Origin of the sequence: Halomonas halmophila (genome assembly GCF_006540005.1) — a bacterium.
In the GTDB taxonomy this organism is placed as follows: Bacteria; Pseudomonadota; Gammaproteobacteria; order Pseudomonadales; family Halomonadaceae; genus Halomonas; species Halomonas halmophila.
Map to the genome: position 1 here is coordinate 46,185 of NZ_BJOC01000003.1, position 13,261 is coordinate 59,445.

A 13,261-nucleotide genomic window follows, 5' to 3' on the forward strand; every position below is an offset into this window, starting at 1 on the left:
ATATTCAGGTTACAACGATAAGGAAACCTCTCATGACGGAGAATGCCAACCCTCTCGGGATCACGGATGTGGTGCTGCGTGATGCGCATCAGTCGCTGTTTGCCACGCGCCTGCGTCTGGACGATATGCTGCCGATTGCCGAAAAGCTCGATCGGATCGGCTTCTGGTCACTGGAGTCCTGGGGCGGCGCGACCTTCGATGCCTGCATTCGCTATCTCGGTGAAGACCCCTGGGAGCGCATTCGGGCATTGAAGGAGGCCATGCCCAATACACGCCAGCAGATGCTGCTGCGCGGGCAGAACCTGCTGGGCTACCGTCACTATGCCGATGATGTGGTCGATCGCTTCGTCGAGCGCGCCAGGACCAACGGGGTCGATGTGTTTCGCGTCTTCGACGCCATGAATGACCCGCGCAATCTGGAGCGGGCGCTGCGTGCCGTGCGTGCCAATGACGGCCATGCCCAGGGCACCATTTCCTACACGGTGAGCCCGGTGCACACCATGGAGAGCTGGGTCGAGCTGGCCGGCACCATTGCCGACATGGGCGCCGACTCGCTGGCCATCAAGGACATGGCGGGCCTGTTGACGCCCTATGATGCCCATGAGCTGGTTTCGCGCCTCAAGCAGACGCTGGACATCCCCGTGCATCTGCACTGCCATGCCACCACCGGGATGTCCACGGCCACGGCGCTCAAGGCGGTAGAGGCCGGCGTCGACAATGTCGATACCGCCATCTCGTCGATGTCGATGACCTATGGTCACAGCCCCACCGAATCGCTGGTGGCCATGCTCAAGGGCACGCAGCGGGATACCGGCCTGGATCTCGAGGCGCTCGAGGACATCGCCGGCTACTTCCGCGCCGTCCGCAAGAAGTATGCGTCATTCGAGGGCGCCCTCAAGGGCATCGATTCGCGCATCCTGGTGGCTCAGGTGCCGGGCGGCATGCTGACCAACATGGAAGGCCAGCTCAAGGAGCAGGGGGCCGGCGACAAGCTGGACGACGTGCTGGCGGAGATTCCGCGGGTGCGCGAGGACCTCGGTTACATCCCGCTGGTTACCCCGACATCGCAGATCGTCGGGACCCAGGCGGTGATGAACGTGATGATGGGCGAGCGTTACAAGTCCATCTCCAAGGAGGTCCAGGCGCTGCTCAAGGGCGAATACGGAGCCGCGCCGGCCGACTACAACAGCCAGCTCCAGGCCCGCGTCCTCGAGGGGGCCGAACCGATCACCGAACGTCCGGCGGATCGCCTGTCGCCGGAGATGGAGCGCCTGTCCAGCGAGCTCGAGGACAAGGCTGAGGCCGATGGCATGCGCCTGGCCGAAGGCCAGTGTCGGGTCGACGATGTCCTCACCTATGCGCTCTTCCCGCAGATCGGCCTGAAGTACCTGGCCAACCGGGATGATCCGGGTGCCTTCGAGCCGGCGCCACAGGCCCCGGAGGAAGCATCGGCGACGGCCGCGCCCGTCACTGCGCCCGCCGGTGAGCCCGGTGCGCCCGAGACCTACACCGTCAAGGTCAATGGCAAGAGCTATGTGGTCGAGGTCGCCGAGGGCGGAGAGATCGACCGGGTCCAGGAGCAGGGCACGGCGCCCCAGGCCGGCGCCGCGCCTGCTGTCACCTCCACGGGCGAGGCCATCGCCGCGCCCCTGGCCGGCAACATCTTCAAGGTCAACGTCAAGCCCGGTGACACTGTGGCCGAGGGCGATGTCGTGATCATCCTCGAGGCCATGAAGATGGAGACCGAGGTACGGGCCGCCAGTGCGGGCATCGTCTCGGAGGTCAGGGTCAGCGAAGGGGATAGCGTGGCCGTCGGCGATACGCTGATCGCCCTCTAGGCGGTCGCACGTGCTCTGCGGAAAGCGCCGTGGCGGGCCTCGGTCCCGCCAGGCATTCTTTCGGCGCCTTCATCAAGGACATGGTAATGACAGATAAACTACTGACCCTGTGGCATGGCTCGGGACTCTACAATCTGGACCTCGGCCAGGCGGTCATGATTCTGGTGGGGCTGGCATTGCTCTACCTGGCCATCAACAAGAAATTCGAGCCGCTGCTGCTGGTGCCGATCGGCTTCGGCGGCATTCTGGCCAATATTCCCGAAGCCGGGCTGGCCCTGTCGGCCGCCGAGCAGGCCGCGCATCAAGCCGGCCCCCAGTTGCTCGAGCGCATGGCGGTGGCGCTGGACGTGTCGCTGGACCCGTCGGCGAGCATCGAGGCCAGCCGGCATCTGGTGAGTGAAACCCTGCATGGCAATACCCCGCCGGATCTGGTACGTGCCGCCAATGACGTGGCGGCCTCCGCCGGCTTTGCCCCGGGCATGCTCTATCAGTTCTACAGCGTGGCCATTGCGTCCGGCGTGGCGCCCCTGGTGATCTTCATGGGGGTGGGGGCGATGACCGACTTCGGTCCGCTGCTGGCCAATCCGCGCACCCTCTTCCTGGGCGCCGCGGCGCAGTTCGGCATCTTCGCCACCCTGCTCGGGGCGGTGGGACTCTCGGCCATGGGAGTGTTCGACTTCTCGCTCAAGCAGGCGGCGGCCATCGGTATCATCGGTGGCGCCGACGGCCCGACCTCGATCTATGTCTCCAGCCTGCTGGCCCCCGAACTGCTGGGCGCCATCGCGGTGGCTTCCTACTCCTACATGGCGCTGGTGCCGCTGATCCAGCCGCCGATCATGCGCGCCCTGACCTCGCAGCGCGAGCGCGAGATCACCATGACCCAGTTGCGCCCGGTCTCCAAGCTGGAAAAGATCGTCTTTCCGCTGGCGCTGCTGGTGCTGGTGGTGCTCTTCCTGCCGGACGCCGCGCCGCTGCTGGGCATGTTCTGTTTCGGCAACCTGATGCGCGAATGCGGGGTGGTCGAGCGCCTCTCGGACACGGCGCAGAATGCCCTGATCAATACCGTGACCATCTTCCTGGGACTCTCGGTGGGATCCAAGTTGATGGCAGACCGCTTCCTGGCCGTGGAAACCCTGGGGATCCTGGGACTCGGCATGGTCGCCTTCGCCATCGGTACCGCCTGCGGCATCCTCATGGCCAAGCTGCTCAACGGTGTCAGCAAGCAGGCGATCAATCCGCTGATCGGTTCCGCCGGTGTTTCGGCCGTGCCCATGGCCGCCCGGGTCTCCAACAAGATGGGGCTCGAGTCCAATCCGCACAACTTCCTGCTGATGCACGCCATGGGGCCCAATGTGGCGGGTGTCATCGGCTCGGCGGTGGCGGCCGGGGTAATGATCAAGTATCTCGGCTGAACGGCACTGCCTGCTCGACGCTGAACCCCTTCCGCGGCGCCCGAGTGGCGCCGCGCCATCGTTCTGTCATCTTTCGCTCCTAGTCTGTGGTCATCGGCGCGCGGGCGCCCGGCTGGAGCGAGTCTCGAATGATCGATATCGAACAATCCCTGCTGAGCAAGTCCTCCCGAGTGGCGGCCTGGCCCGCCTGGATGCGCCGGCCACTGGTGGCCGGGTTGCGACGGCTGGTGCATGAGCGCGAGGTCAACGACTTCCTGTCGCGCCATGGCGAGCTGGGCTGGCTGGAGTTCATCGACCAGGTCTTCGATCATTTCCGCTTCGGCTACACCCTGTCGTCCCGGCAGCGCGACAATATTCCCGCGACCGGCCGGGTGGTCATCGTAGCCAATCATCCCCTCGGGGCCCTGGATGGTCTGGCACTGATCCGGATGGTCGCCGAGCTGCGTCCCGATGTCTGCATTCTGGCCAATGATCTGCTGTGCCAGATCGGTCCCTTGAGCGACGTGATCCTGCCGGTGGACAACCTGTCGCGCAAGGGCTATCGGCGCAGCCTGGGGCGCATGGTCGAGGCCCTGGAAGATGACCGTGCGGTGATCGTCTTCCCGGCCGGCGAGGTATCCCGAGCTGGCCCTGCCGGCGTGCGCGATGGCAAGTGGCTGTCCGGGTTTCTGCACGCCGCACGGCGTACCAATGCGCCGATCCTGCCGGTGCATATCAACGGCCGCAATTCCTCGTGGTTCTACGGCCTGGCGCATCTCCACAGTCAACTGGGCACCCTGATGCTGCCCAGCGAGATGTTTCGGCAGCGGGATCGCCAGCTGGCACTGCGCGTCGGTGGCCTGATCCCGCTGGCACGCTTCGACCGCGAGGATCTGACCACCGCCGTCAAGATGAAGCTGCTGCGCAAGCATGTGTATCGCCTGGGGCGGGGGCGCAAGGGCGTCTTCGTCAGCGAGACCGGCATCGCGCGCCCCGAAAGTCGTCAGCGTCTGCGCGAGGAACTGCGCGAAGCCAGGCGCCTGGGGGTCACTCAGGACGGCAAGCGGATCCTGTTATTCGACAGCCACCCCGACTCGGCGGTAATGCGCGAGCTCGGCCGGCTGCGGGAGATCACCTTCCGGCGCGTGGGGGAGGGCTCCGGCAGCAAGCGTGACCTGGATGATTTCGACCATTACTATCGCCACCTGATCCTGTGGGATGACCAGGATCTGGAAATCGCCGGCGCCTATCGCCTGGGAGAGGTCGGCGCGATTCTCGATCGCCACGGCGTGGCCGGCCTCTACACTTCCACGATCTTCCAGCTCGATCAGGCCCCCTGGGAGCGGTGGCGCCATGGCGTCGAGCTGGGGCGCAGCTTTGTCCAGCCGCGCTACTGGGGACGGCGCAGCCTGGAATACCTGTGGGTCGGACTGGGGGCCTATCTGCGCGAGCATCCCGAGGTGCGCTGGCTGTTCGGGCCGGTCACCATTCCCAACCTGATGCCGCCCCTGGCGCGCGAGCTGCTGGTGGGCTACTACCAGCACTATCATGGTGATGGCAGCACCGGGATTCGGCCGCGGGCGCCCTATCGACTGTCGCTGGCGGGCGAGCAGGAGGTCGAGCGCCTGCTGAGCGGTGATGATGCCCAGCAGGACTTCCGTCGCCTGCGTCATGCCCTGCAGGCGATGGGGGCCGGTGTGCCGGCGCTGTACAAGCAGTACATCGAGGTCGCCGAACCCGGCGGGGCTCGCTTTCTGGCATTCGGCGTGGATGCCGGCTTTGGGTACTGCACCGATGGCCTGGTGGAAGTGGATGTCACCCGGCTGAAGCCGGAAAAGCGGGCGCGCTACATCGGCCATGCGACACGGGGCGAGGAGCCGGCCGGGCGGCCCCGGGAGCTCCGTGATCCGCCGCTTGCCGTCGAGTGACAGCCGGAGCCGCGGGCTGGGGCGATCAGCTCGGCGTGAGCAGGGTCATGCGGCCCTTCAGCCGAGCATTCAACGGGTCGAGGTCCTGGTCGCTGTCGAGTGGCCAGCCCAGGGTCAGGGTCACGCCATCGGCCTGGTAGTCGACCGCTTCGACGGGAATGTCGTGCTCGCTGCACCAGGTACGGGCAATGGCTTCCCCGGCGAAGTCGACCCTGACGTCGAGCGGGGTACGCTCGACGACCTCGCGGCGCGGCAGGCTTGCCAGAGCGTCGCTCACGGCCTGGGCATAGGCGCGCGCCAGGCCGCCCGTTCCCAGCTTGATGCCGCCGAAGTAGCGGATCACGACGCAGCCGACCCGGCCCAGGTCGGCGCCTTCCAGCACCTGAAACATGGGGCGGCCGGCGGTGCCGCCGGGCTCGCCGTCATCGGAGAAGCCGATGGCGTTCTGCTCCCCGGGCGGGCCGGCGATGAAGGCCGAACAATGGTGGCTGGCGTTCGGATGGGCCCGCCTGGCGGCGTCGAGCAGCGCCTCGAAGGTAGCCGTATCCGCGAGGCAGGCGGTCCAGGTGAGGAAGCGGCTGCGTTCTATCTCGAGCTCGGTCTCGCGCCACTCGCCCTCGGCCAGGTCGGGAATCGCGTAGCGCATCAGGCGGCCAGGTCCGGCTGGCGCACCACGCCCATGACCATGCCCAGTACCTGGATATCACTGTTGTGCAGGAAGATGGGCGCCATGGATTCATTGGCCGGCTGCAGGCGAACGCCGGATTTCTCGATATAGAACTTCTTCAGCGTGACCTCCTGATCATTGATCATCACCACCGCGGTTTCGCCGTTCTCGGCACTCTCGCGGCGCTCGATGATAATGACATCGCCATCGAAGATGTTGCAATCGACCATGGAGTTGCCGTTCACTCGCAGTGCATAGGTGTTGCGGCGAACCATGCGCGTGGGGACCTCGATGCTGTCTGCATCCAGGCAGGCTTCGATGGGCATGCCCGCCGATACGCGCCCCAGCAGGGGGATCTCGACCTGCTCCTCAAGGTCGGCGGCGTCCAGCGGTGCCCAGGCCTCGGCAATCGGCAGGTTGGGCTGACGAAACAGGTACTGTGGTGAAGAACTGGGCATGGCGTGACGTCTCCCTGTTGGCAATGACTGTCTATTCATACAGTACTTGGTCAGGATAGCAGGCAATTCGCATCTGGCAAGGGTCATGCCGTTGAAGCGTTGCCGGCCGCGTCGGGGCTCCGTGAGCCCGGCCCGACTGGCGATGCGAACGATTTGCGTGTAACGTGCCGGGCCTGATGCCTGTTGTCCGGAGCCTATCTTGAGCCTGCAGCTGCAAGCCCGAAATCTGGCCTGTGAGCGAGACGGCCGCTGGTTGTTCGGTGCGCTCGATCTGGAGATCCAGGGCGGTGACATCCTGCGTGTCGAGGGCGCCAACGGCAGCGGCAAGACGACACTGTTGAAGCTCCTGTCGGCCCAGTCCCTCGACTATCAGGGCACCCTGCTGTGGCGGGGTGAGCCATTGCGCCGCGTCCGCCGGGACTTCCTGTCGCATCTGCTGTACATCGGTCATGCCTCGGCCCTCAAGCCGGCGCTCAGCGCACTGGAGAACCTGGCCTGGCATGCTGCCCTGGCCGGCCAGCCGTCCAGCGAGGCGGAACGGGTTGCGGCCCTGGCGACGCTGGGGCTGTCGGGCTTCGAGGACCTGCCGGTCGGTCAGTTGTCGGCCGGTCAACAGCGCCGCGTCGCCCTGGCGAGGCTGGTGCTCGTGCGCCGCCGTCTGTGGATGCTCGACGAGCCTTTCACCGCCCTGGACCGGGACGGCATCCAGACGCTGGAAGCGCTGCTGTCATCCCATGTCGGACAGGGCGGGAGTGTGGTGCTGACCACGCATCAGCCGCTGCGGGTCGAGGTGCCGGTGAATCGCTTGCATCTCGGCGAGGAGGGCGTGGATGTCACGACCTGAGCGATACGCCGAGCCCTCGGGGGCGAACAGGCCCCTGATCGCCATGATGCGCCGCGATCTGCTGCTGATGATGCGATCTCCGGGCGCCTGGCTCAATCCGTTGGCCTTTTTCGCCCTGGTGATTACCCTTTTCCCCGTGGGCATCTCGCCGGCGGCGTCGGTGTTGTCGACCCTGGCCCCCGGTCTGCTGTGGGTGGCGGCGCTGCTCGCGACGCTGCTGTCGCTGGAGGGCATGTTCCGGGATGATGCCGAGGATGGCAGCCTCGAACAGTTGTTGCTGGCGCCTCAGCCACTGCCGTTGCTGGTACTCGCCAGGGTCGCGGTACACTGGGTATCGACGGGGTTGCCCCTGGCGCTGATGGCGCCGGTCCTGGGGATCATGCTGGCGTTGCCATCCGGGAGCTACCCGATGCTGATGGCCTCGCTTGCCCTGGGCAGTGCTGCGCTCAGTCTGATCGGTGCCATCGGGGCGGCACTGACCATCGGGGTGGCACGTGGCGGCATCCTGCTCTCGCTGCTGGTACTGCCTCTTTACGTGCCGGTGCTGATCTTCGGCAGCGGGGCGGTTCAGGCGGCCATCGGTGGCACGCCCGTGGCACCACACCTGGCGCTGCTGGGTGCCTTGCTGGCGCTGGCGCTGGCGCTGGCACCCTGGGCCACGGCGGCGGCGCTGCGTATCAGTCTCAACGCTTGAGGTAACGTCGCATTGATGTGGGCCTTTCTTCACAAGCTGGCTTCCCCGCAGGGCTTCTATGCCTTGAGTGCAAGGCTGTCGCCCTGGTGCTGGGGGCTGGCGGCGTGCCTGATCGGGGGCGGCATGATCTGGGGGCTGGGCTTCGCCCCGGCCGACTATCAACAGGGCAACAGCTTCCGCATCATCTATGTGCATGTGCCCGCGGCCCTGCTGGCGCAGTCGATCTATGTGGCCATGGCCTTGGCCGGGCTGGTGTTTCTTGTGTGGCGGGTCAAGCTGGCCGACATGGCCGCCACGGCGATGGCTCCGCTGGGCGCCGGCATGACCTTTCTGGCGCTGTTCTCTGGTGCCGTCTGGGGCGTGCCGACCTGGGGTACCTGGTGGCAGTGGGATGCCCGCCTGACCTCGATGCTCATCCTGCTATTCCTGTATATCGGCGTCCTGGCGCTGCGCGGGGCGCTCGGTACCCGCCAGAGCGCGGCACGGGCAGCGTCGGTGCTTACCCTGGTGGGGGTGATCAACATTCCGATCATCAAGTACTCGGTGGAGTGGTGGTATACCCTGCATCAACCGGCGACCTTCTCCGTGACCTCGCGTCCCGCCATGCCCGCCGAGATGTGGCTGCCGCTGCTGGTCATGGTGCTGGGGTTCTACTGTCTGTTCCTGGCCGTGACCCTGACGCGAACCCGCCACGAGATCCTGCGTCGCGAAGCGTCCCGGCGCTGGGTCCAGGCGCTGACCGGGGAGGGGCCCTGATGGCTTTCGATTCCTGGCATGCCTTTCTGGCCATGGGCGGCCATGCCGCTTATGTCTGGTCTGCCTATGGTGTCACGCTGCTGCTGCTGGCGGGCGTCGGCCTGCATGTGCGCCTGGAACGCCGGCAGCTGTGGCGCAGGCTGCAACGCCAGGCGCGACGCGAGCAGCGTCCGGTGCGCCGGGCGCAGGAAGGGAGGTCGCCATGAGGGCGCGCCGCAGGCAACGCTTGCTGATCATCCTGGCGATGCTGGCCCTGGCTGCGATTGCCGCCGGGCTGATGTTGTATGCGCTGCGCAGCAACATCAACCTTTTCTTCAGCCCGGTACAGGTAGTGGCCGGTGAGGCACCGCTGGGCCGGCCAATACGTGCCGGCGGCCTGGTCGCCGAGGGGTCGGTCGAGCGTGACCCGCAAAGTCTGGATATACGCTTCTCGGTCACCGACCATGTGGAATCCATCGAGGTTCGCTACAGCGGCATCCTGCCCGACCTGTTCCGCGAGGGGCAGGGGGTGGTCGTGCTCGGCGAGCTGCAACCGGGAGGCTGGGTACGTGCCGAGGAGGTACTGGCCCGCCACGATGAAAACTACATGCCGCCGGAAGTGGCCGAGGCGCTGAAGGAAGCCGGCCATGCGCCGGAAGACTATCGCGACAAGGCTGCCGAGGTGGGCCAGCGACTGGACAGCCGGCAGCGTGCCGACCAGGAGTAGAACGGAGTCGCCATGCTGATCGAGATGATCCCGGAAGTCGGCCTTTTCGCCCTGATCATTGCCCTGCTGATGGCCGTGATCCAGGGCACGGTACCGCTGGTCGGCGCCGCCACGCGACACCCGCTGTGGATGGCCTATGCGCGGCCCATGGCCAGCGGGCAATTCGCCTTCGTGCTGCTGGCCTACGCCTGCCTGACCGCCAGCTATATGCTGGATGACTTCAGTGTGGCCACGGTTGCCAACAACTCGAACTCGATGCTGCCCTGGTACTACAAGTTCAGCGCGGTATGGGGCAATCACGAAGGTTCCATGCTGCTGTGGAGCCTGATTCTGGCCGGCTGGACCTTCGCCGTAGGCCATGCTTCCCGGGCACTGCCCCATGACATTCTGGCGCGGGTGCTGGGGGTGATGGGCCTGGTCAGCAGTGGTTTCCTGGCCTTCGTGCTGTTGACGTCCAACCCCTTCGCGCGGCTACTGCCGGACGTGCCCGCTGACGGCTCGGACCTGAATCCGCTGCTGCAGGACGTCGGCCTGATCATTCATCCGCCGATGCTCTACATGGGCTATGTGGGATTCTCGGTGGTCTTCGCCTTTGCCATTGCCGCCCTGCTGAGCGGGCGACTGGACGCCGCCTGGACACGCTGGGTGCGCCCCTGGACCAATATTGCCTGGGCCTTTCTGACCCTGGGGATCGCCCTGGGCAGCTGGTGGGCCTACTACGAGCTGGGCTGGGGTGGCTGGTGGTTCTGGGACCCGGTGGAGAATGCGTCGCTGCTGCCCTGGCTGGCCGGTACGGCGCTGATTCACTCGCTGGCGGTGACCGAGAAGCGCGGCGCCTTCAAGAGCTGGACGCTGCTGCTGGCCATCTCGACCTTCTCGCTCTCGCTGCTGGGCACCTTCCTGGTCCGTTCCGGCGTGCTGACGTCGGTGCATGCCTTCGCCAATGACCCGTCGCGAGGGGTCTTCATCCTGATGCTGCTGGGCCTGACCGTGGGCGCCTCGCTGTTGCTGTTTGCCCTGCGGGCGCCGCGGGTCGGGCAGCGAGTGGGGTTCACCGGGTTGTCCCGGGATACCCTGCTGCTGGTCAACAACCTGCTGCTGGTGATCATGACGGTCAGCGTGCTGCTGGGCACCATCTATCCGCTGCTGCTCGATGCCCTGGGGCTCGGCAAGATCAGTGTCGGCGCACCCTATTTCAACAGCCTCTTCGTGCCGCTGACGGTGCTGCTTTGCCTCTTCATGGGGCTCGGCCCGGTGTCACAGTGGAAGCGCACGCCGGCGCGGGCGTTGTGGCGTCACTGCTGGCCGTCTGCCGTCCTGGCCGTGGTCATCGCCGCCCTGGTGCCGCTGATCTATCGCGGGGCCTGGAATCCGCGTGTCTCGCTGGGGCTGGCGGCTGCCCTGTGGATCCTGTTGCCGATGCTGAAAGGGCTCGTCGTGCGCATCCGGCAGGGGACGTCGTGGCGTGCCGGCCTGCGCCGCCTGTCGCTGGCCTACTGGGGCATGCTGGTGGCCCATCTGGGCGTGGCGGTGACCATCATCGGTGTCAGTGTGGTGGCCAATTACTCCATCGAACGCAATGTCCGCATGGCCGAGGGCGACACGGCGACCCTGGCCGGTTACACCTTCACCCTGACCGAGCTCGGCAAGCGTCGCGGGGCCAACTTCGTCGCCGACACTGCGCGGCTCGAGGTGCGTCATCAGGGGCAGTCGCAAGGGTTCGTGATGACACCGGAGAAACGCCTGTATCTGGCCACCGGCATGCCGATGACCGATGTTGCCCTGCGCCCGGGGCTCTGGCGGGATCTGTACGTGGCCATGGGCGAAGAACTGGAAGATGGCAGCTGGGCCCTGCGGCTGCAGTACAAGCCGCTGGTGCGCTGGCTGTGGCTGGGGGCCCTGCTGATGGCAGTGGGCGGCCTGCTGGCCGTGGTGGATCGCCGCTATCGCCGTCGCCGTCGCTCGGCACATCATGGTGCCGAGGAGACCCCGGCATGAAACGACGCCTCCTGCTCTCGCTGCCGTTGCTCGGATTCGTCGTGCTCAGTGCGCTGCTGTATCGTGGCCTGGCAATGGACCCGGCGACGCGTGAGTCGGCGATGCTCGGCGAGCCTTTTCCCGACTTCGAGCTCACCACCCTGGCGGACGCCGATCGGCGGGTGGATGCCTCCCTGCTGCAGGGCGAGGTGACGCTGGTCAATGTCTGGGGCGAGTGGTGCCCCACCTGCAAGCAGGAAATGCCCCAGTTGCAGGCCCTCGCCGAGCGCGGCATTCGCCTGGTAGGCGTCGACTACAAGGACTCCCGGGCCAAGGGGCGGGCTTTCCTGGAGGAGTTCGGCGACCCCTTCGCGGTCAACATCTTCGATCCCGAGGGCCGCCTGGGCTTCGACCTGGGAGTCTATGGTGCTCCGGAGACCTTCCTGGTCGATGCCGATGGCATCATTCGTTATCACCACACCGGTTACATTGCCCCACATGAAGTAACCGACGTGATCCTGCCGGAGGTGACAAGATGGCGCGATTGACGACCTGGCTGCCGTGCCTGCTGCTGGCCGTCTGCATGCCGGCTCTGGCCGCCGTGGAGGTGCGTTACTTCGATGATCCAGTGCTGGAGGCGCGTTACGCTGAACTGATCGCGGTGCTGCGCTGCCCCAAGTGCCAGAATCAGGCCATCGATGCTTCCGCTTCGCCGATTGCCGGCGACATGCGCGACCGGGTTTACCAACTTTTACAGCAGGGGCAGTCGGATCAGCAGATCCTGGACTACATGGTGCAGCGCTTCGGCGACTATGTGCTTTACAATCCGCGCCTCGAGGGCCGCACCCTGCTGCTCTGGGGCCTGCCGGTCGCCCTGGTGCTGTTGAGCGGCCTGCTGGTGTTCATGCTGGTACGCGCGCGTCGCCATGTGGCGGCGCGCGGGCTCAGCGAGACAGAGCGCGCCAGGCTCGATTCGCTGGTGAAAGGCTCGTCGCCAGACGCTGCCGGGACCTCACGCGAGTCGACACTGGACTCCTCGCGCGGGAAGGACTCATGACCGTGCTGTGGCTAGCCTTTGGCGCCCTGCTGGTGCCGACATTGTGGTGGCTGGTGGTGCCCCTGCGCCTGGCCGACGGCGTACGCGCCGCACAGCGGGATGCCGAAGCTCGGGAGCCGGGCACCGAGGACAATCTGGCGGTCTATCGGCGTCGCCTGGCCTCCCTCGAGTCGGCGTTGGCCCGCGGCGATATATCGGCGCAAGACTTCGAGGCTGACCGCCTGGAGCTCGAGCGCGAGTTGCTCGAGGATACGCGGCGCACCCAGCGGTCGCCGCTCAGGGCCAGCCGTGCCGGTCGCTCCCTGGTCCCGGTGTTGATGGTGGCCGTGGTGATCGCCAGTCTACTGGCCTATCACCAGGCGGGGTCCGCAGGCGACCTGGCCCTGCGTGCCGCCCAGCAGCAGGTGCTGAACGGGCCCGAGGCGTCGCCTGACCGGCTCATCGAGGCGCTCGAAAAGCAGGCGGCGCGCCAGCCTGACAACCCGAATGTCTGGCGTTCGCTGTTTCCGCTGTACCGCGACAGCGGGCGCCTCGAGGCGGCGGCACGGGCGCTGCAGCGCCTGATCGAGCTCCAGGGCCGGCGTCCCGCGCTGCTCGCCGAACTGGCGCAGTTGCGCTACTTCGCGGGTGGGCGGCGACTCGATGCCGACATCCAGGCACTGGTAGACGAAGTACTGGCCGAGGCGCCGGCACAGCCCACCATCATGGGCATGCTGGGCATCGAGGCCTTTCAGAATGCCGAGTATCAGCTGGCCATCGAGCGCTGGCGCAAGGCCATTGCAGGCATGGGCGACGAGCGTTCGAGTCGCGCCCTGCGTCAGGGCATCGAGGCGGCCAGGCAGCGACTCGCTGCCGATCAGGCGCCGCGCCCTGATCCCAAGGACAAGGCGAGCACAGAGAATTCCCGGGCGCCCGAGCGCGTCATCGACAAGGTGGTCGAATAAA

General features: G+C 66.3%; 14 protein-coding genes. 12 read left to right on the forward strand and 2 right to left on the reverse strand.

All coding sequences use genetic code 11. The annotated features are described in order from the left end of the window. The first annotated feature begins 32 nt into the window (after window positions 1-32). The 3 genes from oadA to olsF all read left to right on the forward strand — a co-directional run bounded on the left by oadA (window position 33) and on the right by olsF (window position 5,157). Window positions 33-1,838, forward strand: a complete 1,806-nt coding sequence (oadA, locus tag HHA01_RS00380) for a sodium-extruding oxaloacetate decarboxylase subunit alpha (protein ID WP_141317119.1) — start codon at window positions 33-35, stop codon at window positions 1,836-1,838. 86 nt (window positions 1,839-1,924) lie between these two features. Next, on the forward strand, window positions 1,925-3,250 hold the full coding sequence (locus HHA01_RS00385) for a sodium ion-translocating decarboxylase subunit beta (RefSeq protein ID WP_141317120.1): 1,326 nt from the start codon (window positions 1,925-1,927) through the stop codon (window positions 3,248-3,250). 128 nt (window positions 3,251-3,378) lie between these two features. Beyond that, window positions 3,379-5,157: a bifunctional ornithine lipid synthase OlsF gene (gene olsF / locus HHA01_RS00390; protein ID WP_141317121.1), complete on the forward strand. Its 1,779-nt coding sequence runs from the start codon at window positions 3,379-3,381 to the stop codon at window positions 5,155-5,157. 25 nt (window positions 5,158-5,182) lie between these two features. On the opposite strand, the gene HHA01_RS00395 is transcribed toward olsF, so the two are convergent. Continuing rightward, the gene (locus HHA01_RS00395) at window positions 5,183-5,803 is read right to left on the reverse strand and encodes an IMPACT family protein (RefSeq protein ID WP_141317122.1); all 621 of its coding nucleotides are present in this window, start codon (window positions 5,801-5,803) and stop codon (window positions 5,183-5,185) included. Then, entirely contained in the window at window positions 5,803-6,282 is a 480-nt protein-coding gene (lexA, locus tag HHA01_RS00400; RefSeq protein ID WP_141317123.1) for a transcriptional repressor LexA, read from the reverse strand. The genes HHA01_RS00395 and lexA overlap by 1 nt, the downstream gene beginning before the upstream one ends. A 199-nt stretch (window positions 6,283-6,481) precedes the next feature. Between lexA and ccmA the strand changes: the two genes are divergently transcribed. Genes ccmA through ccmI form a run of 9 tightly spaced genes read left to right on the forward strand, consistent with a single transcriptional unit; the run spans window position 6,482 to window position 13,260 of the window. Continuing rightward, entirely contained in the window at window positions 6,482-7,126 is a 645-nt protein-coding gene (ccmA, locus tag HHA01_RS00405) for a cytochrome c biogenesis heme-transporting ATPase CcmA (protein ID WP_141317124.1), read from the forward strand. Continuing rightward, window positions 7,113-7,820 carry a heme exporter protein CcmB gene (gene ccmB / locus HHA01_RS00410; RefSeq protein ID WP_141317125.1) on the forward strand — a complete coding sequence of 236 codons (708 nt, stop codon included), beginning with the start codon at window positions 7,113-7,115 and terminating at the stop codon, window positions 7,818-7,820. The genes ccmA and ccmB overlap by 14 nt, the downstream gene beginning before the upstream one ends. Window positions 7,821-7,835: 15 nt before the next feature. Next, entirely contained in the window at window positions 7,836-8,576 is a 741-nt protein-coding gene (locus HHA01_RS00415) for a heme ABC transporter permease (RefSeq protein ID WP_141317126.1), read from the forward strand. Further along, window positions 8,576-8,782: a heme exporter protein CcmD gene (gene ccmD, locus HHA01_RS00420; RefSeq protein ID WP_141317127.1), complete on the forward strand. Its 207-nt coding sequence runs from the start codon at window positions 8,576-8,578 to the stop codon at window positions 8,780-8,782. Before HHA01_RS00415 ends, ccmD begins: the two co-directional genes overlap by 1 nt. Beyond that, window positions 8,779-9,282, forward strand: coding sequence for a cytochrome c maturation protein CcmE (ccmE, locus tag HHA01_RS00425; RefSeq protein WP_141317128.1), 504 nt, complete (start codon window positions 8,779-8,781; stop codon window positions 9,280-9,282). Before ccmD ends, ccmE begins: the two co-directional genes overlap by 4 nt. A 12-nt stretch (window positions 9,283-9,294) precedes the next feature. Continuing rightward, entirely contained in the window at window positions 9,295-11,280 is a 1,986-nt protein-coding gene (locus tag HHA01_RS00430) for a heme lyase CcmF/NrfE family subunit (protein WP_141317129.1), read from the forward strand. Further along, entirely contained in the window at window positions 11,277-11,807 is a 531-nt protein-coding gene (locus tag HHA01_RS00435; protein WP_141317130.1) for a DsbE family thiol:disulfide interchange protein, read from the forward strand. The genes HHA01_RS00430 and HHA01_RS00435 overlap by 4 nt, the downstream gene beginning before the upstream one ends. Further along, on the forward strand, window positions 11,795-12,316 hold the full coding sequence (locus HHA01_RS00440) for a cytochrome c-type biogenesis protein (protein ID WP_141317131.1): 522 nt from the start codon (window positions 11,795-11,797) through the stop codon (window positions 12,314-12,316). Before HHA01_RS00435 ends, HHA01_RS00440 begins: the two co-directional genes overlap by 13 nt. Then, complete coding sequence (gene ccmI / locus HHA01_RS00445; protein WP_141317132.1) at window positions 12,313-13,260, forward strand: c-type cytochrome biogenesis protein CcmI; 948 nt, start codon at window positions 12,313-12,315, stop codon at window positions 13,258-13,260. The genes HHA01_RS00440 and ccmI overlap by 4 nt, the downstream gene beginning before the upstream one ends. Window position 13,261 lies beyond the last annotated feature (1 nt).

What these genes read in the sequence shown, in the direction of transcription:
- oadA (WP_141317119.1), top strand. Translation starts at nt 33, where the DNA reads ATGACGGAGAATGCCAACCCTCTCGGGATCACGGATGTGGTGCTGCGT.
- HHA01_RS00385 (WP_141317120.1), top strand. Translation starts at nt 1,925, where the DNA reads ATGACAGATAAACTACTGACCCTGTGGCATGGCTCGGGACTCTACAAT.
- olsF (WP_141317121.1), top strand. Translation starts at nt 3,379, where the DNA reads ATGATCGATATCGAACAATCCCTGCTGAGCAAGTCCTCCCGAGTGGCG.
- HHA01_RS00395 (WP_141317122.1), bottom strand. Translation starts at nt 5,803, where the DNA reads ATGCGCTACGCGATTCCCGACCTGGCCGAGGGCGAGTGGCGCGAGACC.
- lexA (WP_141317123.1), bottom strand. Translation starts at nt 6,282, where the DNA reads ATGCCCAGTTCTTCACCACAGTACCTGTTTCGTCAGCCCAACCTGCCG.
- ccmB (WP_141317125.1), top strand. Translation starts at nt 7,113, where the DNA reads ATGTCACGACCTGAGCGATACGCCGAGCCCTCGGGGGCGAACAGGCCC.
- HHA01_RS00415 (WP_141317126.1), top strand. Translation starts at nt 7,836, where the DNA reads ATGTGGGCCTTTCTTCACAAGCTGGCTTCCCCGCAGGGCTTCTATGCC.
- ccmD (WP_141317127.1), top strand. Translation starts at nt 8,576, where the DNA reads ATGGCTTTCGATTCCTGGCATGCCTTTCTGGCCATGGGCGGCCATGCC.
- ccmE (WP_141317128.1), top strand. Translation starts at nt 8,779, where the DNA reads ATGAGGGCGCGCCGCAGGCAACGCTTGCTGATCATCCTGGCGATGCTG.
- HHA01_RS00430 (WP_141317129.1), top strand. Translation starts at nt 9,295, where the DNA reads ATGCTGATCGAGATGATCCCGGAAGTCGGCCTTTTCGCCCTGATCATT.
- HHA01_RS00435 (WP_141317130.1), top strand. Translation starts at nt 11,277, where the DNA reads ATGAAACGACGCCTCCTGCTCTCGCTGCCGTTGCTCGGATTCGTCGTG.
- HHA01_RS00440 (WP_141317131.1), top strand. Translation starts at nt 11,795, where the DNA reads ATGGCGCGATTGACGACCTGGCTGCCGTGCCTGCTGCTGGCCGTCTGC.
- ccmI (WP_141317132.1), top strand. Translation starts at nt 12,313, where the DNA reads ATGACCGTGCTGTGGCTAGCCTTTGGCGCCCTGCTGGTGCCGACATTG.